The following is a 23,381-nucleotide window of genomic DNA, read 5'->3' as shown; positions in this document are numbered from 1 at the left end:
GGACTGCCCGCTTCGGGACGAATAGCTGACCATCGGTCCAATGGCGCTGTGCTGCCCGAGGCGCCGTTTCACGGTCGGAGACGAATACGGGCGATCGCGCAGCGAATTGGATGAGGAACGAATGAAATTTCTGGCCGCTCTGTTCTGTATCGTTCTCGCCTTTATCGGACTGGGCTTGATGGGAGGCGGCGCCTTGCTGCTCAGCCTCGGCGGCTCGCCCTATTACGCAATCACAGGGCTTGCCTACCTCATTGCGGCCGTTCTGCTATGGCGCCGCAAGCGACTGGGCGCACTCATCATCCTGCTTATCGCCGTTTTCACCCTTCCCTGGGCATTATGGGAGTCCGGCACCAATTTCTGGGGGCTCTTCGCACGCTTGATGTCCCCGATCGCGCTGGCGGGATTTGCGCTTCTTTTTGCACCAGCGCGTTTGCCGACCGCCAGCCGGAAGCTCTTCCACGGCGGCGCCCTGCTTGCCGCCATTCTGTTTGCCGCAGGCTTTGCCCTTGCTTTCACGCCGCATCAGGTGATCCGCCCCTCCGGCGATATTCCTGCCTACAAGACGGTCAGAGGCGACAACTCCCCCTCCGATTGGACATCCTACGGCCGCAGCACGGCCGGAGATCGCTATTCCCCATTCGACCAGATCAATCGCGGCAACATTGCCAAGCTTGACCTTGCCTGGACATATCGCACCGGAAGAGGCGACGGCGTCGACCAGAACACGCCTTTGCAGATCGGCGATACGGTCTACACCTGCACGCCGACGGATGTGATCGCCGCCCTTGATGCCGATACCGGAAAACCCCGCTGGACCTTCGATCCGAAGGCGTCGGCGCCTTATTGGCAGCGTTGCCGCGGCCTCGGCTATTACAAGATGCCGGAGGAGAGCCGATCGCCCGATGGCCTCTGCAACGAGCGCCTGATACAGACGACCATCGATGCCCGCCTCCTCGAGATCGACAGCAAGACCGGCGCGCCATGCACGGGCTTCGGCGACAACGGCACCGTGCAGCTCTCTCAGGGCATGGGTGAAATCAAGACCGGCTACTATTTCCAGACATCGGCTCCGCTGATTGCCCGCAACCTGATTGTCATCGGAGGCTGGGTCATCGACAATCAGGAGGTCGGCGAGCCGTCAGGCGTGATCCGCGCATTCAACGTGGTGACCGGTGAGCTCGAATGGGCCTGGGATCTCGGCAATCCTGCGATCACCAAGCTTCCGCCAGCAGGCGAGACCTACACCCGCGCCACGCCCAATATGTGGACGACAGCCGCCTTCGACGACAAACTCGGCCTCATCTATGCCCCGCTCGGCAATACCACGCCGGATTATTACGGCGCCAGTCGTCCGGCTTTCGCCGATCAGTACAACGCGACATTGGTGGCGCTCGATGTGACGACCGGCAGGGAGAGATGGAAATTCCAGACCGTGCATCACGATATCTGGGACTATGATCTGCCGGCCCAACCGCTGTTGATCGACCTGCCCGATGGCAATGGCGCCACCGTGCCGGCCATCTTGCAGACCACCAAACGTGGGCAGCTTTTCCTGCTCAATCGCCAGACCGGCCTTCCCCTCGCCGAAGTTCAGGAAAAGCCGGTGCCGCAAACGGGCGGCGCGCCGGAGGAGAAACTGTCACCGACACAGCCTTATTCCGTCGGCATGCCGACGATCGGTGCGGAACGTGTCACGGAGCAGCGGGCCTGGGGCCTGACGATGTTCGATCAGCTGGCCTGCCGCATCGCCTTTCGCAAGATGCGCTACGACGGCGATTTCACCCCGATCGGCACGCATCCCGCACTTCAGCAGCCGGGAAATCTGGGCGGTCTCAACTGGGGAAGCGTCTCGGTCGACCTGGCCAACAACCGCGTCTTCATGAACGACATTCGCGTTCCCAGCATCTTCGCCCTCGTTCCGCGGGCCGATTACGTCGATTTCGCCCTCGTCACGACCGCGCACGGCCCCTCCGCCCCACAGCGCGGCACACCTTATGGTATGACGACCGAGAAATGGACGTCGAGACTGCGCATTCCCTGTACGCAACCACCATGGGGCACGCTGACGGCCGTGGATCTGAACACACGCCAAATCGCATGGCAGGTGCCGGCCGGGACTGCTGAACAGCTCGGACCGTTCAAGATCAAGATGAATTTACCCATGTCGATGGGCCTGCCGACCTATGCTGGCACATCTACGACCGCCGGCGGCGTCGTCTTCTTTGCCGGCTTCCAGGACTACTACATCCGCGCCTATGACGCCGAGAACGGCAACGAACTCTGGAAATTTCCTCTGCCGGTCGGCTCGAGTGCGACGCCGATGACCTACGTCTCACCGAAGACAGGCAAGCAATATGTTCTGGTCTCGATTGGCGGAGCAGCAAATTCGACTGATGTCGGCGACTATGTACTCGCCTTCTCCCTGAAAGACGGGAACTAGCGAGGCAATCACACGAAGCCACCTGGCACAGCTCGATACCGTCAATCCCGGCCGTTGGCCGCTGCACTGCCACCACCTGGACCACATGGCGACGGGGATGATGACGTAGATCGCTTATGACGGCGCGATCTGATCAGCAAGCTCGGGCTCCCGCATCCGGCAAGCTCTGGTAACCCGGGAACCAACCCGCCCATGCAAGGTTAAGGCGATATGCCTCCGAGTTGTTGCCTCGGAAATATCTGGAGCGGTTCAGCTTTTCACGGAAGCGCAGAACCGCTCTAACCTTTTGGATTGACGCGATTCCGGAGGGAAAACGGCTTCGCACTTTTCCTGGAATTGCTTTAACCGCCTTCCGACTCGGTCCGGAGGCCGGAAGGAAGTTAGCGATGCGCGACCACCATAATTCCCGACATGAGGAGATGAGCAGGCATCCCTATTCCATGTTCGCTGTCAACATGATCCTCAGCCTCATCGTCATGTACTTCGTGATGTTTTCGATGATCGATGGCTGGAGCGATTTCCGGAACAATCTCAACATGCTCTACATGGCGCTGACGATGGTGGCCCCGATGGGCATCATCATGCTCGCCACCATGGGCGGCATGTACCGGAACAGGAAGCTGAACGCCGCAATCCATGTCGGCCTTGTGATCCTGTTCGTCGCGGCATTTGCAGGCACTCGCACACAGGCTCTCATAGGCGACCGCCAATTCATCGCCTCCATGGTGCCTCATCATTCAGGTGCAATCCTCATGTGCCGGGAAGCCGCCCTCAACGATCCTGAACTGGTCGCGCTCTGCGCCAATATCTCGCGCGGCCAGCGTGCGGAGATCGAGCAGATGAACGCGATCCGCACGCGCCTGGATCAGGGTGCGCGGTAAGCGCCCACGGATGTCAAGAAGGCAATCGAGACAGCCGCTCCAGCCTCGTCGACCACCATTCAACCGGGAGACGAAGATGGCCTGCAAGAGGAATTTCTCGCCCGTCCATGCTCTACCTTCTCGGCCCCGAGCTTATACCAATGCGCCTATTGGCGGCTTGGCGAATGTTGATTTGGGAAGCAGGATTTGTTGTTTTCTGTCCCGCGTCGTCGGCTTCGCCTGCTTGCAGGCCCCATCGAAAGCGCGCGCTTGGCAAGCGACCTTCGCCACATCCGGACGGACTCGATCTTGCTCCCCCGATGACAATAATCTTGTGAAAAATCCGATACTAGGGCACAATTTGCGAAGGCATCTGAAGTTGCGGCGCAGTCTCGAACCCGGCCGTCTCGCGCCGAGTGGCAGTTCGCGTCGGAGGGTCGGCGTCGATGGATCAGGGGTTCTTTCTTCTGTTCGCTGCGGTATCCGTGATCACGGCCCTGACGGTGGTCCTGGCGCGCAATCCGGTTCACAGCGCATTGGCGCTGATGGCGTGTTTTCTGCAGATCTCCGCAATCTTCGTCTTGCTCGAGGCGCCGTTGCTCGCGGTCATCCAGATCTTCGTCTATATCGGCGCGATCATGGTCCTGTTCCTGTTCGTGATCATGATGATCGATGTGCGCGAAGCGGTGTTGCAGCGGTTCTTGCCGGGCGGCAACCTCCCGGCTCTGATACTGCTCGTCCTGCTCGGGGTCGAGATGCTCGTGCTGGTGCTCTGGAGCGACCGCTTTTCGGTCGTGGAGCCCGTCGCGATGGGCGGCGGCGATGAGGTCAGGCAGCTTGGCACAGCACTTTTCGCCGACTATCTCCTGCCGTTTGAAACCGCCTCCGTAATCCTGCTGGCGGCCTTGGTCGGCGCCATCATGCTGGCGCGGAAGGAGCAGGGGTGATGGTTCCGCTCTGGTGGTATATTGTGCTCGGAGTGGTCCTGTTCGTGATCGGAGCGGCGGGCGTGCTGCTCAGGCGCAATATTCTTGTCGTACTGATGTCGCTGGAGCTGCTGCTCAACTCGGTCAACATCAATTTCACCGCTTTCGGGCGTTACCACGCCGATTTCCGCGGGCAGATCTTCGCGATCTTCGTCATCGCAATCACCGCGGCGGAAGTTGCCGTCGCCCTCGGTATCCTGGTTGCCCTCGTGAGGAACAAATCCACCCTCAAGATCGACGACGTGACGGTGATGAAAGGATAGCGGCTTTGGACCCGGTTGTATCGATCCGGCCGTTGCTTGCCATCGCCGTCGCCGGTCTGGCCGCCCTTGCAGTTCTCCTTTTGAATAACCGCGAGAGACTTCGCAATCTGGTCTCGCCATTGGCCGCGATCGCCATGTTCGCGATTGTCTTGTCGATGGCGCCCACGGTGCTGGCGGGCGGGACGGTCGAATTGCGCCTGTTCGAGATTCTGCCGGGGATCGACTTTGCTTTCCGGGTCGATGCGCTCGGAATGGTGTTTGCCACCGTCTCGTCGCTGCTATGGATCGTGGCGGCGATCTATTCCATTGGCTACATGCGGCATTTGAACGAGCATGCGCAGACCCGGTTCTTCGCCTGCTTCGCCAGCAGTCTTGCGGCCGCCGCCGGGGGCGCCTTCGCCGCCAATCTGTTTACGCTGGTGATCTTCTACGAGGTGCTCAGCCTCGTCACCTATCCGCTCGTCTACCACCACGAGGACGAGGAGGGATGGAGGGGTGGCCGCAAGTACCTCGTTTATCTGATGGGCGCCTCGAAAAGCGCGCTGCTCGCCGCACTGGCGCTGACTTACCATATTGCGGGGTCGCTCGACTTTGTCGCGGGGGGACTGCTGGCGGGGAGCGATGCCTCGGCGGCGCTGCTGACGGTCGTCTATTTCTGCTATCTTTTCGGCTTCGCCAAGGCCGCCGTGATGCCGATGCACGCCTGGCTGCCCGCCGCGATGGTCGCGCCGACACCGGTCAGCGCGCTTTTGCATGCAGTGGCAGTGGTCAAGATGGGCGTGTTCTGCGTTCTGCGGGTGGTGTTCCATGTTTTCGGCACCGGACTAGTGGGTGGGCTGGGTCTCGGCATCGCCACGGCCTATCTGGCTTCGTTCACGATCCTGATGGCGTCGGTTTACGCCCTGACGCGGGACGACCTGAAGGCCAGGCTCGCCTATTCGACGGTCAGCCAGCTCTCCTACATCGTCCTGGGCGCGGTTCTGTTGTCGCCGGTCGCGATGGTCGGCGGGATCATCCACATCGCGGCGCACGCATTCTCCAAGATCACGCTCTTTTTCTGCGCCGGGTCGATCTATTGCGCGTCGGGCAAGCGCAACATCAGCGACATGGCCGGTATCGGCCGCAGGCTGCCCTGGACGATGGGGGCATTTTTCGTCGCCTCGCTCAGCATGATCGGGATACCGCCGACCGCGGGCTTCGTCAGCAAGTGGTATCTGGCGAAGGGGGCCGTGGCGGCGGGAGAGACCGCGTTCCTGGTCGTGCTCCTGGTGAGCTCAATCCTGAACGCCGCCTATTTCCTGCCGGTCAGCTATGCCGCCTTCTTCCAGGCGGAGACGCAGGAGAGCCGCACGACGGTCCGTGAAATTCCACTGGTGACGATTCCGCTGGTCGCAACGGCGATCCTGTCGGTGCTGATGGGCATTTTCCCGAGCTATTTTCTTACCCTGGCAGACGGAGTGATCCGATGATCAAGCGTGTCGTCGACTTCTTTGGTGCCGAGCAATATGCGAGGCGGCGGCGCCGACTGTTCTACCTCGTGCTCGTCCTGATCGTCGTCGCCGACTTTCTGGTCTTCCGCGAGCACGCCGAATATCTGTGGGACAGTCTGCCGGGCTGGTCCGCCGTCTACGGATTCGTCTCCTGTGTCCTGCTTATCTTCGTTTCCAAGTTTCTCGGCCATCGGGTCGGGCTGATGCGGCGCGAGGACTATTATGACTGACTTCATCCATCCGGCTCTGCTCTTTATTCTTGGCGCCCTGCCGATCCCTTTCCTCGGCGGGTGGGTCCGCAAGGCCTATCTGCTTCTGATCCCTGCGCTGGCGATCCTTGCCGTGCTTGCGATGGAGCCGGGCAGCTATGGCGAAGCGCGGTTCATCGGGCAGGAGATCCTGATCGCGAAAGTGGACAAGCTCAGCATCGTCTTTGCCACCGTTTTCACCATCATGGCGCTGATCGGCATGGTCTACGCGCTGCACCTGACGGATGCCGGCCAGCACGTGGCGGCATTCGTCTATGTCGGCAGCGCACTTGGCGTGGTGTTTGCCGGTGACTACCTGACCCTCTACCTGTTCTGGGAGGGCATGGCATTCGCCTCCGCCTATCTGGTCTTCGCGCAGCATGGTGGGCCGGCGATCCGGGCCGGGTTCCGTTACCTCATGGTCCATATCACCGGCGGCGTCGTCCTGCTCGGCGGCATCATTTCCCACGGGCTCGCCACCGGTTCACTGCTTTTCGGCCCGATCGCGGGGGCCCTCACCAACGGAGGAATGGGGGTCGGCGACTACCTGATCCTCGCCGGCTTCATCCTCAACGCGGCCGTGCCGCCGCTCAATGCCTGGCTGACCGATGCCTATCCGGAGGCGACCGTCACCGGGGCGGTGTTCATGAGCGCGTTTACCACCAAGACCGCCGTCTATGTGATGGCGCGGGCGTTTCCGGGGACCGAGCTTCTTGTCTGGCTCGGCACCATCATGGCGCTCTACGGCGTCATCTACGCCGTGCTGGAGAACGATTGCCGGCGGCTTCTCGCCTATCACATCGTCAGCCAGGTGGGCTACATGATCGCGGGTATCGGCATCGGGACCGAGATGGCGGTGAACGGAGCCACCAGCCACGCCTTCGCGCATATCCTCTACAAGGCGCTGCTGTTCATGGGTGCCGGCGCCGTCATCTACGTTACCGGCCGACGCAAGCTCACCGAGCTTGGCGGGCTTTACAAAACCATGCCGCTGACCGTGGCGCTTTACATGGTCGGCGCCTTCGCGATCTCGGCCTTCCCGTTCTTCTCGGGGTTCGTCACCAAATCGATGGTGATAGCGGCTGCAGGAGCGGATCACCGCGCACTGGTGGTGCTGGCGCTGACCATGGCATCGTCCGGGACGTTCCTGCACACTGGCCTCAAGCTTCCCTATTACATGTTCTTCGGGACGGACCGGAAACTGGAGGCGCGGGAGCCGCCGCGCAACATGCTGATTGCCATGGGCATGGCGGCGGTGCTCTGCATTGCGATCGGGGTGTTCCCCCAGCCGCTTTATGCGCTTCTGCCCTATCCGGTTGATTTCGAACCCTATACGGGTTTGCATGTGATGGAGAGCCTCGGGCTGCTGATGTTCACCGCCCTGGGGTTCGTGCTGTTCCTCTGGGCGCTCGATCCCGAGAACACGATCAGCCTCGACACTGACTGGTTTTACCGCAAGGGTGCGCGGGCCTTCATGTGGCTCGCCGAAAGACCGCTGGCGCGCTATGAGCAGGCGGTGAGCAATGTCTCCGAGACCGCGGCGCTGCCCTTGCTGCGCGGCGCGGCGCGGGCAGGACTCCGGCTCGATCTTGCCGGCGTGGATGCCGTCGTGAATGGCATTGCGCATTCGATCCTGAACGGCGGCGGGCGGCTCAGGCGGCTCCAGACGGGTGTCGTGACCCATTACGTGCTAGCGATGATCGTCGGTCTTATCGCAGCCACCGCCGTCTTCGTCGTGGCGTGGCGATAGGGGGTGCCATGGGCTTCCCGCTGCTCAGCCTCATCATATTCACACCCGTTGTCGGGGCCGCGATTCTGATGTTCCTGCGCGGTGCCGATGCGGTGCGGTGGACTGCGCTCTCTTTCACCGTCCTCGACCTTGCGCTCTGCATCGCCATGCTGGTCAGCTTCGACACCACGACCCATGCCATGCAGTTCACCGAGACGCACCCGTGGGTACCCGCGCTCGGGATCAATTATGCCCTTGGCATCGACGGAATCAGCGCGCTCTTCGTGTTCCTGACCGCACTGTTGGGGTCGATCTGCGTGCTCGCCTCCTGGGTCGCGATCGACAGCAAGGTGAAGGAATTCATGATCTGCCTGCTCTTCATGCAAGCGCTGATGCTCGGCGTCTTCTGTGCGCTCGATCTGTTCCTTTTCTACGTCTTTTGGGAGGCGATGCTGATCCCGATGTACCTCATCATCGGCGTGTGGGGCGGCGAGGGTCGGGTCTATGCGGCGATCAAGTTTTTCCTCTACACGCTGGCGGGCAGCCTCCTGTTCCTGATCGGTGTCATCGTGCTCTATTTCTACGGTGGCAGGACCTTCGATATCCTCGCCTTGACAGAGCAGGACTTGCCGTTCCGGATCCAGTCCTGGCTGTTCTTCGCCTTCCTGATCGCTTTTGCGGTCAAGGTGCCGATGGTGCCGCTCCATACCTGGCTGCCGGACGCCCATGTGCAGGCGCCGACGGCGGGCAGCATTATCCTCGCCGGCGTGCTCCTGAAGATGGGCGCCTACGGATTCCTGCGGTTCTCGCTGCCGATGCTGCCGGAGGCATCGATGTATTATTCGACGCTGATGCTCGCGCTTTCGGTGCTTGCGATCGTCTATGGCGGGTTGCTCGCGCTGGCGCAGGACGATCTGAAGAAGCTGGTGGCCTATTCCAGCATCAGCCACATGGGCTTCGTAACACTGGGGATTTTTGCGCTGAACCTCCGCGGGCTCGAGGGCGGCATCCTGCAGATGTTCAATCATGGCGTGACGACAGGCGCCCTCTTCCTGTTCGTCGGGCTGATTTACGAGCGGACCCATACCCGCAGCATCGCCGACTATGGCGGGTTGATGAAGGTGGCGCCGGTCTACACCACGTTTCTGGCACTGTTTACCCTGTCGTCGATGGCGTTGCCGGGAACGAATTCGTTCGTGGGCGAATTGCTGGTGCTGTCAGGGGGATTTGCGGCCAACCTGGTCTTTGGCTCGGCCGCCGTTCTGGGCGCATTGCTGGGGGCTGCCTATCTGCTCGGCATGTATGGGAAGGTCGCGCTGGGCCCGGCCAGCGCAAGCGCCCGGTTAACGATACGCGACGTGAACGCCCGTGAGATGGCTGCGATCCTGCCGCTGGCCGTCTTCGTGCTCTGGGTCGGGCTCTATCCGAAACCCTTTCTCAACGTCATCGATGCCTCGGTGAAGCATCTGGTGACACATGTGCACAGTAGGGGGAGCGGCCAATGACCGCCGCCGCGCTTTTCCAGTCGGCCCTAGCGAGCCTGCCCGAGATCGTGGTGATCACCGGCGCCTGCATCCTGCTGATCCTGGGACAGTTTGTGCGAAGGGGACAGGAAGATTTCCTTGTCTGGGCGTCGGTCGCGATCATATTGATTGCCGCCTTGGCGACGCTCATGCTGGCGAGCGAGGTACGGCCGGCCTACACGGGCATGTTCGTCGCCGACCGCTTCGCGGTCTTCTTCAAGTTCGTTTTCTACCTAGCCACCGTTCTGACATTCCTCCTTTCGCGAAGATATGCCGATATCGAAGGGATCGGGAGCAGCGAATACTATGTCCTGCTGCTCTTTGCGCTTTCGGGCATGATGATCATGGCCTCGGCGACCGATCTCCTGTCGATCTATGCAGGCCTCGAACTGATGGTGATTTGCACCTATGTGCTGACCGGCTTCCTGCGGCGTGAGCGGCGGTCGAACGAAGCAGCGCTGAAATATGTCATCCTCGGCGCGGTCTCGACCGGGATTTTCCTTTACGGCGTTTCGCTGGTCTACGGGCTCACCGGCACAACGCAACTGGACGGGATGGCTGCAGCCGTGACTGGCGATCCGCTCGATCCAGGATTGTTGCTGGCGGTGGTCTTCATCGTCGCCGGGCTGGTCTTCAAGGTCGGCGCGGTTCCCTTCCACATGTGGCTGCCGGACGTCTATGAAGGCGCGCCGACAACGATCACCGCCTTCATGTCGGTAGGCCCCAAGGCGGCGGGGTTCGCGGTGATTCTGCGGGTGTTCCTCAACCCTCTGGTCGCAGCCTCGGACGTCTGGATCATCGTTGCCGTCATCGCGGTGGTGACGATGGCGCTTGGCAGCTTCGTGGCGCTGGTGCAGGATAATTTCAAGCGTCTCCTGGCCTATTCCAGTATCGCCCATGCCGGCTTCGCCATTTTCGGCGTGGCCGCTGGCGGCGCCGATGGGATCGCCAGCGTGATGCTCTATCTGCTGATCTACGCCTTCATGAATCTCGGCATTTTCGGCGCCGTCGTCATGATGCGGAACGGCGATTTCTCGGGCGAGGTCATCGAAGACTATGCGGGTTTCGCCAAGTCACATCCGGGGCTGGCGCTTCTGATGCTGCTCTATCTCTTCTCATTGGCCGGCATTCCGCCGACCGCCGGGTTCTTCGCCAAGTTTTACGTGCTGGTCGCCCTCGTCGAGCATGGTTTCGTCATGCTGGCGGTCATCGCAGTGCTGTTCAGCGCGGTCGCCGCCTATTTCTACATCCGCATCGTCATGGTGATCTATATGCACGAGCCGAAGAGGGCGTTCGCCCCGGCGCTGACGCCTCTGGTGGGCGCGACACTCGCCGTCACCGCTGCCGGCACCATCGGCATCGGCCTATTTCCGTCGTGGTTTCTGAAGCTTGCCCAAGACTCGGTCTTTGGCGGGTGAGCGATTGGATTTGCAATGATCACACCGACGGAATAGACTTGAAAGAGAAGGAAGGATTGCCCAAGTCGGGATGAGGTCGGTGGGCAACCGGTGCAGTGATATGACTGCAATGGAATTCTTGCCGGTTCTTTTCATGATCGCCGGAGTCGTTCTGGTGGCGGGGGTGACGTTGTTGGTTTCCTCGCTGCTGCGCCCATCCAATCCCTATCCCGCCAAGAACATGCCTTATGAATGCGGCATGGACGCAGCGGGCGAGGCGGCGGCGGGCCGCTTCAGGGTGCCGTTCTTTATCCTCGCGATCCTGCTGGTCGTTTTCGATGTCGAAGCGATGTTCCTCTTTCCCTGGGCCGTCGTCCTGAAAGAGATCGGGCTGGTCGGCTATATCGAGATGATCGTCTTCATATTGCTGCTTCTCGTGGGCTTCGCCTACGCCTGGCTGAAAGGAGCGCTGGAATGGGAGGCGTAAACAACGCGATCCGCGACAGCGTGCTGTTCACCACGGCCGACAGCATCATCAGTTGGAGCCGGAGATCGGCGCTGTGGCCGGAGACCTTCGGCATTGCCTGCTGCGCCATCGAGATGATCTCGGCCGGTTGTGCCCGCTACGATCTCGACCGGTTCGGCGTGGTGTTCCGCCCTTCGCCGAGACAATCCGACGTCATGATCATCGCCGGCACCGTGACCCGGAAATTCGCGCCCGTCGTGCGGCGACTCTACGACCAGATGCCGGAACCGCGCTGGGTGATCGCCATGGGCACCTGCGCTATTTCGGGCGGGGTCTACAACACCTATGCCGTGGTGCAGGGGTCGGAAACCTTCGTGCCCGTCGATGTGCATGTGCCTGGCTGTCCGCCCCGGCCCGAGGCGCTGATGCACGGCTTCCTTCTGCTTCAAGAAAAGATCAAGAGGTCCCGGGCGCTCGCCGGCACACCTCTGGATCGGGTTATAGCGTCATGAATGCGGAGCCGTCCCTCAATCGCGCTCCGATCCTGGAGCGCTTCGGAGAAACAATCGAGGACCTCGGCACTGCGCACGGTATCGAAGCCTTTGCCGTTGCGCCCGAGAGGATCGTTGAGTTCTGCCGGCTCCTGAAAGAGCATCCGGCGCTGCAGTTCAATTTCCTCTCGGACATTTGCGGCGTCGATCATTATCCCGAAATGCCGCGGTTCGAGGCGGTCTACCATCTTTACTCGCTGCCCAACAGGTGGCGGGTCCGCATCAAGTGCCGACTTGGCGATCCTCCTGAAGTGCCTTCGGTCACGGGCGTCTGGCGTACCGCCAACTGGCATGAGCGTGAGGCCTGGGACATGTATGGTATCCGGTTCGAGGGACATCCCGATCTGCGCCGGATCTACATGTGGGAAGGCTTCGAGGGCTTTCCGCAACGCAAGGATTTCCCCCTCAGGGGCTATAAGGACAAGTTGAACCCCTTCGGTGCCGAGGGTCCGCCGCCAACACAGCCCGACCTTGCCACCAGGGACATTCCGTAAGGGAGGCCGTTCTACGCCGGAACGTTGAGATGACTGAAGTCACCGAGCTCAGCAGGCCTGAGGGTGAAGCGCTCAATACCAGAGAAGTGCTTCTCAACCTCGGTCCGCAGCACCCCAGCACCCATGGGGTTCTTCGGCTCGTCCTCGAACTGGACGGCGAGTTCGTCGAGCGCGTCGATCCGCATATCGGCTATCTCCATCGTGGCACTGAAAAACTGGCGGAGAGCTTCACCTATACCCAGATTTTCCCGCTGACGGATCGGCTCGACTATCTCTGTCCGCCCTCGAACAACCTCGCCTTCGCGCTGGCGGTCGAGAAACTCCTCGGCATAGAAGCCCCAATCCGAGCGCAATATATCCGCGTGATGATGGCCGAGCTAGCACGGATCTCCGGTCACCTCCTGATCACCGGCGCGCTGCCGATGGATCTCGGCGCCATGACCGCGCTGCTTTACGTCATGCGCGAGCGTGAAATGATCATGGACCTCCTGGAAATGATCACCGGTGCGCGCATGCACACGTCCTTCTGCCGGGTTGGCGGGGTGCGCGAGGATCTGCCTGATGGGTTCTTCCCCAGGATCCGGGAGTTTTGCGACATCTTTCCGAACCGTATCCGCGACTATGAGCGACTGCTCGAAGATAACCGGGTGTTTCTCAATCGCACGAAGGGGATCGGCGTGATCTCCGCAGAGGATGCTGTCGATCTCGGCCTCAGCGGCCCGAACCTGCGAGCTTCCGGTGTCGACTGGGACATCCGGCGCGACGAGCCCTACGAGATCTACGACCGGCTCGATTTCAACGTCATCACCCGTGACGAGGGCGATTGCTATGCACGCTGGCGATGCCGCGTCGATGAGATGCGCGAGAGCATAGGGATCATCGAACAATGCATCAACCAGATGCCTGAGGGGCCGTTCCAGATCGACATACCGACAATCGCCTTCCCGCTGGACAAGGATCGGGTGCACTGCTCGATGGAGGCGCTGATCCAGCATTTCGACCTGTCGGCTTACGGCTTCAAGGTGCCGAGGGGCGAGGTCTATTCGGCAATCGAGGCGCCAAAGGGCGAGCTTGGCTTTTACATCATCAGCGACGGGTCTCCAAAACCGTTCCGCATGAAGGTGCGGGCCCCCTCGTTCGTCAATCTTCAGGCCCTCTTCGGGGTCACGAACGCCCGCTATCTGGCGGACATGATCGCCGTGCTCGGCAGCCTTGATCCCGTGATGGCGGAGGTGGACAAGTAGCAAGGATTTGAATGCGATGACCATGCGCGAAAAGATCGAAGAGGCGGCGGCGCGGTATCCCGACCAGCGCTCTGCGATCATGCCCGCGCTCCTGATCGCGCAGGAAGTACATGGCCATCTGCCTGGGCCAGTGTTGGAAGAGATCGCCGACATTCTCGGAGTCGAGCGGATCTGGGTCTACGAGTTGGCGACCTTCTACACCCTCTTCCATACCGAACCGGTGGGGATGTTCCACCTGCAGCTCTGTAACAATGTTTCCTGCATGCTGTGCGGATCGCAGGACCTGCTAGACCATCTGGAAACAGTGCTGGGGATCAGGAAAGGCGGCACCACCCCGGACGGGCTGTTCACGCTCTCGACTGTCGAATGCCTCGGCGCCTGCGAGATGGCTCCGGTGATGCAAGTCGGCGACGATTACCACGCCCACCTTGATGTGATGCGGATAAACGCACTGCTGGACAACCTGCGGGCGATAGCGGGAGCCGCGAGCGTCGAGCACGCCTCTGCGCGGCTGCCGGGAGAGTAGCGCCATGTTCGAGCCGGTTCTTCTCAAAAATGTCGATGTGGCGGATGGTCATTTGGTGTCGACCTACGAGGCTGGAGGCGGCTATCAGGCGCTGGCGAAGGCGCTGCGCGAGTACACGCCTGACGAGATTATCGACCTTGTCAAACGGTCCAACCTGCGCGGTCGCGGCGGTGCCGGATTCCCGACGGGCATGAAATGGGGTTTCGTGCCGAAGCGCGCCGGCAAGCCGACATATCTGTGCTGCAACGCCGATGAAGGCGAACCGGGCACGTTCAAGGACCGGATCATCATGGAGCGTGACCCACATCAACTGATTGAGGGGCTGGCGGTAAGTGCCTACGCGATTGGGGCTGAAACCGCCTATGTCTACATTCGCGGAGAATATGTGACGGCGATCCGTCGTCTGGAGCAGGCGATCGCCGAGGCCCACGCAAGGGGCTATCTCGGAAAGCGCATTCTGGGCTCGGATTTCAATTTCGCCGTCCACATCCACTGCGGCGCCGGCGCCTATATCTGCGGCGAGGAGACTGCGATGCTCGAGTCGCTTGAGGGCAAGCGGGCGCAGCCGCGATTGAAGCCGCCGTTTCCGGCCGTGGCTGGGCTCTACGCCAGCCCGACTGTAATCAACAATGTCGAGACGCTGGCCTGCGTGCCGCATATCGTGATGCGGGGCGCGGACTGGTTCCGCGGCATCGGCCCGGACAAGAGCCCCGGCCCGAAGCTCTACTGCCTCAGTGGGCAGGTGCGCAAACCCGGCCTCTACGAGTTGCCGATGGGCATACCGCTGCGCGAGCTGGTCGAGGAACATGCCGGCGGGGCCTTGCCGGGACGCAAGATCAAGGCAGTGATCCCGGGCGGGGTCTCCGCGCCGGTCATCCCTGAGCACGGGCTGGAGGTGAGAATGGATTTTGACTCGCTGGCTGCCGCCGGCTCGATGCTCGGTTCGGCTGGCGTTATCGTGATCGACGATAGCACCTGCATGGTCAAGGTCGCCACCAGGATCGTCGAGTTCTTCCACCATGAGTCCTGCGGCAAGTGCACGCCCTGTCGGGAAGGATTGAACTGGGTTGTGAAGGTCCTGCGCCGGGTTGAAGGCGGGGATGGAGCGCCCGGCGATCTGGAGCAGCTGGAGATGCTCTGCAAGGGCATTTTCGGCAATACGTTTTGTGCCTTGGGTGACGGTGCAGCGATGGGATTGCGGGCAGCACTCGCGCATTTCCGAGATGAATTCGTCGCCCATGTCGAGGAGCGGAGGTGCCCGTTTCACTGAAGGAGTGTGCTGAATAAGGGTTGTGAGGAAACCATGCTTAAAGTCACGATCGATGGACAAACGCTGGAGGTTGAGGCTGGCTCGACAGTGTTGCAGGCCGCCCGGCGTTTGGGCATCGATATCCCGACCTTTTGCTATCTGAAGCGTCTGCCGCCGCTGGCCTCTTGCCGCATGTGTCTGGTGGAGATCGAGGGCCTGCGGCGGCTGCAGCCGTCCTGCGCTACTGCGGTCACCGATGGCATGGTCGTGCGGACGAATACGCCTCTGATCGAGGAAACGCGCTCTTCCATGCTCGACATGCTGCTCGCCAACCACCCCCTCGACTGCCCCATCTGCGACAAGGGCGGAGAATGCGAGCTTCAGAACATGGTAATGGCCTATGGGCCCCGCGAAAGCCAGTTCCGCGATGACAAACGTGTGTTCCACTCCGAGGACATTCGCCTGAGCCCGGTTATCATCATGAATGTCAACCGCTGCATCCAGTGCCAGCGCTGCGTCCGGATGTGCGAGGAGGTCGTCGGCGCGGTGGCGCTGGGCACCGTCGAGAAAGGCATGGATACCGCCGTCACCGGCTTCGAGGGCAGTCTGGCGAGTTGCGACCAGTGCGGCAATTGCGTCGAGGTCTGCCCGGTCGGCGCGCTGATGAGCTTCCCCTACCGCTATAAGGCGCGCCCCTGGGATCTCGTAGAGACCGACACGATCTGCCCGCATTGTGGCACCGGTTGCCAGCTGACAGTGGGCACGCGCAAGGGCGAGTTCATGCGGGTGCGCTCGAAGTGGGACGAAGGTGTCAACCACGAAACTCTCTGCGTGCGAGGACGCTTCGGCCTCGATTTCGTTGCAAGCCGGGACCGGATCAAGCAGCCAATGATCCGTCAGGATGGCGCCCTGGTTCCGGTTTCCTGGGACGAAGCGGGGGACTATCTGCGCCGGCGACTGCTGGCTGTCGAAGCCAAGAATGCCGGCGGGCTGGCCTCGCCTCGCCTGCCCAACGAGGTGCTTTATCAGTTCCAGAAGCTGATGCGAACAGTATTCCGGACCAACAACATTGATTGTTCGTCACGCTGGGCCGCGCCCTTCGATACGCTCGGCCCGCTATTGGGAACTTTCTACAGCCGCGCACCGCTGGACGACGTAATCGGCAACGACTGCGTGCTCGTCGTCGGCGGCAACGTGACCGAGGAGAATCCCGTCACCGAATACCTGCTGCGAGACGCCGTGCGGCGACGGCAGGCCGGATTGCTGATGCTTTCGGCGCGGCCCTCGCGTCTGGACGCCGATGCCAGGGTGGTGGTTCGCGTGCCGCCGGGCGGAGAAGAGGCAAGCCTTGCGGCGGTGGTAACCGCGCTCATGGCGGCGGCCGGTCAGACCTTGCCGGGCGACTCAATTGCGGACATCGGTGCGACGATCGGCTGGCCGGCAGCGGGCACCGGCGGCGACGGGCCGGATCGTCTCGCCACCGCGCTCAAGGAAGCCCGTAGCGTCACCGTGCTTGTCAGCGTCGACCTCCTGAGATCACCCGAAGCGCGCGCGACGCTGCTGCAGCTCAACAACCTCCTGCAGGGCCTGCGCCTGCTAGGCAAGGGCCCGGCGATGCAGTTTCTCTTCGACCGTGCCAACCAGATGGGTGCCTGGGACATGGGGGTCCTGCCGGCGGCTCTGCCGGGGCTGCGGGCGGTCGCCGATGACGCGGCGCGCGCAGCTCTTGCCCGAAACTGGGACGCCCAAATCCCGTCCGGACCCGGCGCGAATCTCGACGCCATGCTGGAGCTCTGCGTCGGTGGCCGGATGGGCGCGCTCTACATCGTCGGAACCGACCCCCTGGTCGCCTATCCCGACCGGGATTTTGTGACGCGGGCGCTTGGCGCGGCTGATCTCCTGATCGTGCAGGACGCGTTCCTCACGGAGACGGCGGGCATGGCCGAGGTCGTCTTGCCCGCGGCGGGCTATGGCGAGGAATCTGGAACGTTCACCAACAACGAAGGCCGGATCCAGAATGTTCGCAAGTTCCGTGAGCCCGTTTTCGAGGCGCGAGGCAATCTGGCGATTATCGACTTCGTCGCCGCGCTACGCAACCAGGCGCTGCGGCCATCGACGCGAGGCGAAATTTTCGACGAGATTGCCCGGCTGGTTCCGGCCTATCAGGGGTTGACGCAGGACGGACTTGGCGCCGACGGCGCATTCACCAGGGCGGTACCGACATTATCGGCTGGCGTGTTCCTTGCGCCGCCGTCCGTTCCAACAGCAGCCGACCGGCTCATGCTGATCACCGGCGACTGCCTGTTCCACAACGGATATCTTTCCGAACGGTCGGACACGCTGAACACGGTCGCCAACGATCCCTATGTCGCGATGAGCGCGCAGGATACTGCGGAGCTTGGCCTTTCGGATGGCGATCGGGTAATCGTGCGTTCCGGCCAAGGCGAACTGTCGGCGCAGCTCAAGGTCGACAGGCGGTTTCCCAAGGGCCTCGTCTTCGTTCCGGAAAACTATGGAGCCTTGCGTCTCAACAGCCTGCTGCGGCGGGGCGAATATCCATGCGCGGTGGAAGTCCAGAAGGCGCATCCCACTCCTGACGTCGACCGCCCAGGCCGGATCTGGCGTGGGGTTTGAATATCTCAAGCGGTTCAGGTTTTCACGGAAGCGCTGAACCGCTCTAACTTTTTGTTTTTACGCAATTCCGGACGGAAAACCACTTCGCACTTTTCCTGGAATTGCTCTAGGATCGGGGCACCGCAAGGCTCCGCGGCAAGCTGCCCGCCCCAGCGTCATCACATCGAGTTGGCGGCGTCAGTGATACCTGGCCCCGCATATGTAATCCTGCAGCTCCTGCTCTGTACGCTGCGCTTCGTCGAGCCTGTGCTTAACCACATCTCCGATGCTGACCACGCCGACCACGTTGCCTCCATCCGTGACCAACACATGGCGCGTGCGCCGCTGGGTCATGATCCCCATCGCGACGGGCAGCAAATCTTGTGTCGAACACATCGCCACATTGCGGTTCATGATGTCCGCGACCCGCATCGCCGCCGCCTCGGCCCCATATTCCGCCATCGCATTGCAGCAATCGCGCTCCGACAGTGTACCCAGGTATTTGCTGTTCGAGCGGCTCACGACGACGAAGCCGATATTGTTGTCTCGAAACAACCTCAGTACCTCCACCATCGTCTGATCGGGGGCGACTGCGATGACACCGACACCCTTGTTCTTCATGATTTCACCGACAAACATCTGAGCCTCCTGTTTGAGCGCTTCGGTTTGATGGCTGGCGCGCGTTCATGTTCGCCGGATATTCCGCCACCAGTTGTAGCCCTGCGTCTCGTTGGTCTCGACAATTACGTCCTTCTTCGTATTGAGGCGCGCGGCAACCACGCCGCCGCCGGTTGCCGCCTTACCCGGCTTGACGAGCAGATCGTCGCGCCCGATCACCAGGTCAGCGGAGGAAAAACTGGAAAATTCGTATTGTTGCCCAAGCGCGATTGCATCCGCCGGGCAGGCGTCCTCGCACAACCCGCAGAACAGGCAGCGTGCTGTGTCGATTTCAAATTTGGCCGGATGGCGATTGCCCTTCTCGTCCTCGTACGGGACGACTTCGATGCAGTCGCAGGGACAGATCCGCGCGCAGAGTTCGCAGGCCACGCACTTGATCTCGCCCTCTTCATCACGCTTCAAAAAGTGATGCCCTCGGTAACGCGAGTAAGGCAACCATTTTTCGTTGTCCGGATACTGCATGGTCACGGATTTGGAGAACATGTAGCCGAAGGTCAGAGCCAAGGCGCTCGCCAGATCGGCAAAAAACGTCCAGCCAATCCATGTTCCAACTCTGTCCTGCGCGCGCGACATCGCCGCCTCGCTATGGACCCGTTACGGCCCCTAAAAGTACACCAGTTACAATTATGTTCGCCATCGACAGAGGAAGCAAGACTTTCCATCCGATCGCCATCAACTGATCGTAGCGGTAGCGGGGGAAAGTGAAGCGAAACCAAATAAACACATAGACGAACAACGCGACCTTGAGAGCAAACCACAGGAGCGGTGGCAAAGGAACCAGAACGCCGTTCCAACCGCCGAAGAACAGGATCACCACCAAAACCGACACAAGCAATACGATGGCATATTCGCTGACCATAAAGAAGGCAAAGCGGATACCGCTGTATTCGGTATGGAACCCGGCCCCCAGATCGCCTTCCGCTTCCGCCAAGTCGAAGGGGATGCGCTGCGCTTCGGCCAATCCGGCGACGAAGAACACGAAGAATCCGATCGGTTGGTAGACGATGTTCCAGACATCGGCCTGCGCCCGCACGATCTCGAGAAGGCTCATGGATTGCGCCAGCATGACCACGCCGATGACCGCGAACCCCATGGGGATTTCGTAGCTGATCATCTGCGCGCAGGTTCTGAGGCTGCCCAGGACAGCGTATTTGCTGTTGGAGGCCCAACCGCCGAAGATGACGCCATAAACCTCGATCCCGATCACCGAGAAGACGAAAAGGAGCGCCACATTCATGTTGGAGACGTAGAGCGTGATCCCGTGGCCGAGGACCGAGACAGTTTCGCCGAAGGGGATCGCGACGAACACCACAAAGGGTGGGGCGAGTGCCAGGATTGGCGCCAGTTTGAACAGAAACCGGTCGGCCTCAGCCGGGATGTGATCCTCTTTCGTCAGGAGCTTGATTCCGTCCGCCACCGGCTGCAACAGCCCGTGCCATCCCACGCGCATCGGCCCCATCCGCTGCTGCATGTGCCCGGCAACCTTGCGTTCCAGCCAGGTGAGCGGCAAGGGTAGCAACAGCAGGATCGCAATCAGGAACGCGACCTTCAAGACGATCAGGCCAAGGGCGACGATAAGTTCCATGATCCGGCTACTTATTCATCGGGTTGAAGCGCGCGACGGGGCTTTGGCTCCGCTCTACAATGAGCACTGCGCACACTTGTCAGGCTACATGGTACAACGGCGACGCACCCCATACAATGCCGTCGCTGGGCGTGATGCGTTCTGCATAGGACGTTTTGAGAAGAGTAGCTCGCTGTGCAAGATGAAGGCTTCGCGTTTCCGCCGGTTACACCGCGCCATCTTGCTTATCAAAAACCGCCGAGGCTCTCATGGCTGCCGAATGAAAGTTCCGCGGCAGATCAGTCGGCGTCCGGGGAGTTGAACGCCCAGCAGAAACGCAAAGCTCGTCGAGGGTTATGTCGAGTGCTTCTGCCAAGCGATTTGCATGGGTAAATTTGCAAGTTGAATTGGTCGCGGGGTCAAGATTTGGGGTTTTTGTGTCCGGGCTGCGTCGGCTTTTCCTTCTTGCGGGCCGCAGATGAGGCGTCAAATTCTCGAGCTGTTACCAAACAAAAAGCCCGCACGAGGCGGGCTTTTTGGGAAGATTGGTTGCGGGGGCAGGATTTGAACCTGCGGCCTTCAGGTTATGAGCCTGACGAGCTACCGGGCTGCTCCACCCCGCGATATTTCATTCCGGACGTTATGCCCGGGAGCGATGTCAGGCGTAGCCTGACGAGGTGAGGCCGTTTGGAGATCGATCCGGTGGATCGATCTTAGGCCGAACGGGCTGCTCCACCCCGCGGAACTATTATAACACGAAAGGCCGCTTGTGAGCGGCCCTTTGTTTCGGCCTTGGCCGTTTGGGTTTGTTCAGAGAAGATTTTTATCAACTGAGTTGCGTTTTGCAGACCTGGCAGCGACCTACTCTCCCGCGTCTTAAGACGAAGTACCATGGGCGCAGGGGCGTTTCACGGCCGTGTTCGGAAAGGGAACGGGTGCAGCCACCCCGCCATAACCACCAGGTCGGCAAAGCGCAACTTATTGATTTGAGAAGCTGGCAGGCGTTGGCCTGTTTTTTTGAACACGTCTTTTGGATCTCTTCCGGCTGCGGGTGCTTGTGGCACCCATACAGGCCAGAGGCCGTCGCCAATCGTTTGGCGGGCCGTCCGCAGCGCCCTTGGCGCGTCAGGACAAAGGTCAGGCATCATCAGCCTCTGGCTGATGAGCATGAACAATGAGAACGATCAAGCCGATCGAGCTATTAGTACCGGTAAGCTTCATGCGTTGCCGCACTTCCACACCCGGCCTATCAACGTGGTCGTCTTCCACGGCTCTGATAGGGAACACTCGTTTTCAGGTGGGTTTCCCGCTTAGATGCCTTCAGCGGTTATCCCGTCCATATATAGCTACCCTGCTATGCCCTTGGCAGGACAACAGGTCCACCAGAGATATGTCCATCCCGGTCCTCTCGTACTAGGGACAGATCCTGTCAATATTCCTACACCCACGGCAGATAGGGACCGAACTGTCTCACGACGTTCTGAACCCAGCTCACGTACCGCTTTAATTGGCGAACAGCCAAACCCTTGGGACCTGCTCCAGCCCCAGGATGCGATGAGCCGACATCGAGGTGCCAAACAACCCCGTCGATATGGACTCTTGGGGGTCATCAGCCTGTTATCCCCGGCGTACCTTTTATCCGTTGAGCGATGGCCCTTCCACGCGGGACCACCGGATCACTATGACCGACTTTCGTCTCTGCTCGACTTGTCAGTCTCGCAGTCAGGCGGGCTTATGCCATTGCACTCGACGACCGATTTCCGACCGGTCTGAGCCCACCATCGCGCGCCTCCGTTACTCTTTCGGAGGCGACCGCCCCAGTCAAACTACCCACCATACACTGTCCCGGACCCGGATGACGGGCCGCGGTTAGACATCCATGACGATAAGGGTGGTATTTCAAGGATGGCTCCACGGAAACTGGCGTCCCCGCTTCAAAGCCTACCACCTATCCTACACATGCCGACACGAATGCCAGTGTAAAGCTATAGTAAAGGTGCACGGGGTCTTTCCGTCTGACCGCAGGAACCCCGCATCTTCACGGGGAATTCAATTTCACTGAGTCTATGTTGGAGACAGCGGGGAAGTCGTTACGCCATTCGTGCAGGTCGGAACTTACCCGACAAGGAATTTCGCTACCTTAGGACCGTTATAGTTACGGCCGCCGTTTACTGGGGCTTCGATTCAAAGCTTGCACCTCTCCTCTTAACCTTCCAGCACCGGGCAGGCGTCAGACCCTATACGTCGTCTTGCGACTTCGCAGAGCCCTGTGTTTTTGATAAACAGTCGCTACCCCCTGGTCTGTGCCACCCCACAAGAGTTGCCTCATATGGGGTCACGCTTCTTCCGAAGTTACGCGTGCAATTTGCCGAGTTCCTTCAACATAGTTCTCTCAAGCGCCTTGGTATACTCTACCTGACCACCTGTGTCGGTTTCGGGTACGGTCTATACGGTGGAGCTATTTCCTGGAACCGCTCCGCTGCCCATCCAATCCAATTAGAATGAACAACTTGTGCAATCCGTCACTACCACCAGGCCCACGAATATTAACGTGGTTCCCATCGACTACGCGTGTCCGCCTCGTCTTAGGGGCCGGCTAACCCTGCTCAGATTAACTTTAAGCAGGAACCCTTGGTCTTTCGGCGAGAGGGTCTCTCACCCTCTTTATCGTTACTCATGTCAACATTCGCACTTCCGATACCTCCAGGAGCCCTCACGGGTCTCCCTTCATCAGCTTACGGAACGCTCCGCTACCACGTGTATTGCTACACATCCTCAGCTTCGGTGCATGGCTTCAGCCCCGTTACATTTTCGGCGCAAAGACCCTTATTTAGACCAGTGAGCTGTTACGCTTTCTTTAAATGATGGCTGCTTCTAAGCCAACATCCTGGTTGTTTTGGGATCCTCACATCCTTTCCCACTTAGCCATGACTTGGGGACCTTAGCTGGAGGTTAGGGTTGTTGCCCTTTTCACGACGGACGTTAGCACCCGCCGTGTGTCTGCCGAGTAGTACTCCCCGGTATTCGGAGTTTGGTTAGGATCAGTAAGACGGTGAGTCC

General features: G+C 60.5%; 19 protein-coding genes, 1 tRNA gene and 2 rRNA genes (1 of these 22 running past the window's edge). 16 read left to right on the top strand and 6 right to left on the bottom strand.

All coding sequences use genetic code 11. The annotated features are described in order from the left end of the window. The first annotated feature begins 121 nt into the window (after window positions 1-121). From J7U39_RS01895 to nuoG, 16 genes are all read left to right on the top strand, one after another. Window positions 122-2,440, top strand: coding sequence for a membrane-bound PQQ-dependent dehydrogenase, glucose/quinate/shikimate family (locus J7U39_RS01895; protein WP_210630006.1), 2,319 nt, complete (start codon window positions 122-124; stop codon window positions 2,438-2,440). 386 nt (window positions 2,441-2,826) lie between these two features. Next, window positions 2,827-3,321: a DUF305 domain-containing protein gene (locus J7U39_RS01885; protein ID WP_210630005.1), complete on the top strand. Its 495-nt coding sequence runs from the start codon at window positions 2,827-2,829 to the stop codon at window positions 3,319-3,321. A gap of 425 nt (window positions 3,322-3,746) precedes the next feature. Continuing rightward, window positions 3,747-4,247: an NADH-quinone oxidoreductase subunit J gene (locus J7U39_RS01880; RefSeq protein WP_210630004.1), complete on the top strand. Its 501-nt coding sequence runs from the start codon at window positions 3,747-3,749 to the stop codon at window positions 4,245-4,247. Next, on the top strand, window positions 4,247-4,549 hold the full coding sequence (gene nuoK, locus J7U39_RS01875) for an NADH-quinone oxidoreductase subunit NuoK (RefSeq protein ID WP_210630003.1): 303 nt from the start codon (window positions 4,247-4,249) through the stop codon (window positions 4,547-4,549). The genes J7U39_RS01880 and nuoK overlap by 1 nt, the downstream gene beginning before the upstream one ends. A gap of 5 nt (window positions 4,550-4,554) precedes the next feature. Further along, the gene (locus J7U39_RS01870) at window positions 4,555-6,018 is read left to right on the top strand and encodes a monovalent cation/H+ antiporter subunit D family protein (protein WP_210630002.1); all 1,464 of its coding nucleotides are present in this window, start codon (window positions 4,555-4,557) and stop codon (window positions 6,016-6,018) included. Continuing rightward, window positions 6,015-6,269, top strand: coding sequence for a hypothetical protein (locus J7U39_RS01865; protein WP_210630001.1), 255 nt, complete (start codon window positions 6,015-6,017; stop codon window positions 6,267-6,269). Before J7U39_RS01870 ends, J7U39_RS01865 begins: the two co-directional genes overlap by 4 nt. Further along, the gene (locus tag J7U39_RS01860; protein WP_210630000.1) at window positions 6,262-8,037 is read left to right on the top strand and encodes a Na(+)/H(+) antiporter subunit D; all 1,776 of its coding nucleotides are present in this window, start codon (window positions 6,262-6,264) and stop codon (window positions 8,035-8,037) included. Before J7U39_RS01865 ends, J7U39_RS01860 begins: the two co-directional genes overlap by 8 nt. 8 nt (window positions 8,038-8,045) lie before the next feature. After that, a complete protein-coding gene (locus J7U39_RS01855) occupies window positions 8,046-9,521 on the top strand; it encodes an NADH-quinone oxidoreductase subunit M (protein WP_210629999.1) in 1,476 nt (491 codons plus the stop codon). Next, entirely contained in the window at window positions 9,518-10,957 is a 1,440-nt protein-coding gene (locus J7U39_RS01850) for an NADH-quinone oxidoreductase subunit N (protein WP_210629998.1), read from the top strand. The genes J7U39_RS01855 and J7U39_RS01850 overlap by 4 nt, the downstream gene beginning before the upstream one ends. 100 nt (window positions 10,958-11,057) lie before the next feature. Further along, a complete protein-coding gene (locus J7U39_RS01845; RefSeq protein WP_210629997.1) occupies window positions 11,058-11,423 on the top strand; it encodes an NADH-quinone oxidoreductase subunit A in 366 nt (121 codons plus the stop codon). Beyond that, the gene (locus J7U39_RS01840) at window positions 11,411-11,914 is read left to right on the top strand and encodes an NADH-quinone oxidoreductase subunit B (RefSeq protein WP_003582024.1); all 504 of its coding nucleotides are present in this window, start codon (window positions 11,411-11,413) and stop codon (window positions 11,912-11,914) included. Before J7U39_RS01845 ends, J7U39_RS01840 begins: the two co-directional genes overlap by 13 nt. After that, window positions 11,911-12,447: an NADH-quinone oxidoreductase subunit C gene (locus tag J7U39_RS01835; protein ID WP_210629996.1), complete on the top strand. Its 537-nt coding sequence runs from the start codon at window positions 11,911-11,913 to the stop codon at window positions 12,445-12,447. The genes J7U39_RS01840 and J7U39_RS01835 overlap by 4 nt, the downstream gene beginning before the upstream one ends. Before the next feature lie 29 nt (window positions 12,448-12,476). Then, window positions 12,477-13,691: an NADH dehydrogenase (quinone) subunit D gene (gene nuoD / locus J7U39_RS01830; RefSeq protein ID WP_210629995.1), complete on the top strand. Its 1,215-nt coding sequence runs from the start codon at window positions 12,477-12,479 to the stop codon at window positions 13,689-13,691. A gap of 16 nt (window positions 13,692-13,707) precedes the next feature. Continuing rightward, window positions 13,708-14,217 (top strand): NADH-quinone oxidoreductase subunit NuoE, encoded by a 510-nt coding sequence (nuoE, locus tag J7U39_RS01825; protein ID WP_210629994.1) that lies wholly within the window; start codon window positions 13,708-13,710, stop codon window positions 14,215-14,217. A gap of 4 nt (window positions 14,218-14,221) precedes the next feature. Beyond that, window positions 14,222-15,487, top strand: coding sequence for an NADH-quinone oxidoreductase subunit NuoF (gene nuoF / locus J7U39_RS01820; RefSeq protein WP_210629993.1), 1,266 nt, complete (start codon window positions 14,222-14,224; stop codon window positions 15,485-15,487). A 33-nt stretch (window positions 15,488-15,520) separates the two neighbouring features. After that, window positions 15,521-18,100 (top strand): NADH-quinone oxidoreductase subunit NuoG, encoded by a 2,580-nt coding sequence (gene nuoG, locus J7U39_RS01815; RefSeq protein WP_210629992.1) that lies wholly within the window; start codon window positions 15,521-15,523, stop codon window positions 18,098-18,100. 177 nt (window positions 18,101-18,277) lie between these two features. Here nuoG and J7U39_RS01810 read toward each other — a convergent pair whose 3' ends face one another. From J7U39_RS01810 to J7U39_RS01785, 6 genes are all read right to left on the bottom strand, one after another. Further along, window positions 18,278-18,718: a CBS domain-containing protein gene (locus J7U39_RS01810; RefSeq protein WP_210629991.1), complete on the bottom strand. Its 441-nt coding sequence runs from the start codon at window positions 18,716-18,718 to the stop codon at window positions 18,278-18,280. A 45-nt stretch (window positions 18,719-18,763) separates the two neighbouring features. Next, window positions 18,764-19,330, bottom strand: a complete 567-nt coding sequence (locus J7U39_RS01805) for an NADH-quinone oxidoreductase subunit I (RefSeq protein ID WP_210629990.1) — start codon at window positions 19,328-19,330, stop codon at window positions 18,764-18,766. Window positions 19,331-19,340: 10 nt separating this feature from the next. After that, window positions 19,341-20,342 (bottom strand): NADH-quinone oxidoreductase subunit NuoH, encoded by a 1,002-nt coding sequence (gene nuoH, locus J7U39_RS01800; RefSeq protein WP_210629989.1) that lies wholly within the window; start codon window positions 20,340-20,342, stop codon window positions 19,341-19,343. A 525-nt stretch (window positions 20,343-20,867) separates the two neighbouring features. Then, window positions 20,868-20,944, bottom strand: a tRNA-Met gene (locus J7U39_RS01795). 225 nt (window positions 20,945-21,169) lie between these two features. Next, window positions 21,170-21,284, bottom strand: a 5S ribosomal RNA gene (gene rrf / locus J7U39_RS01790). 217 nt (window positions 21,285-21,501) lie between these two features. Next, window positions 21,502-23,381, bottom strand: a 23S ribosomal RNA gene (locus J7U39_RS01785) (it continues 1,013 nt past the right edge of the window).

It is taken from the genome of Rhizobium sp. NLR16a (genome assembly GCF_017948245.1).
Classification (GTDB): domain Bacteria; phylum Pseudomonadota; class Alphaproteobacteria; order Rhizobiales; family Rhizobiaceae; genus Rhizobium.
Note: the sequence above shows the minus strand (reverse complement) of the source record. Positions and strands in the feature narration are given on the sequence as shown.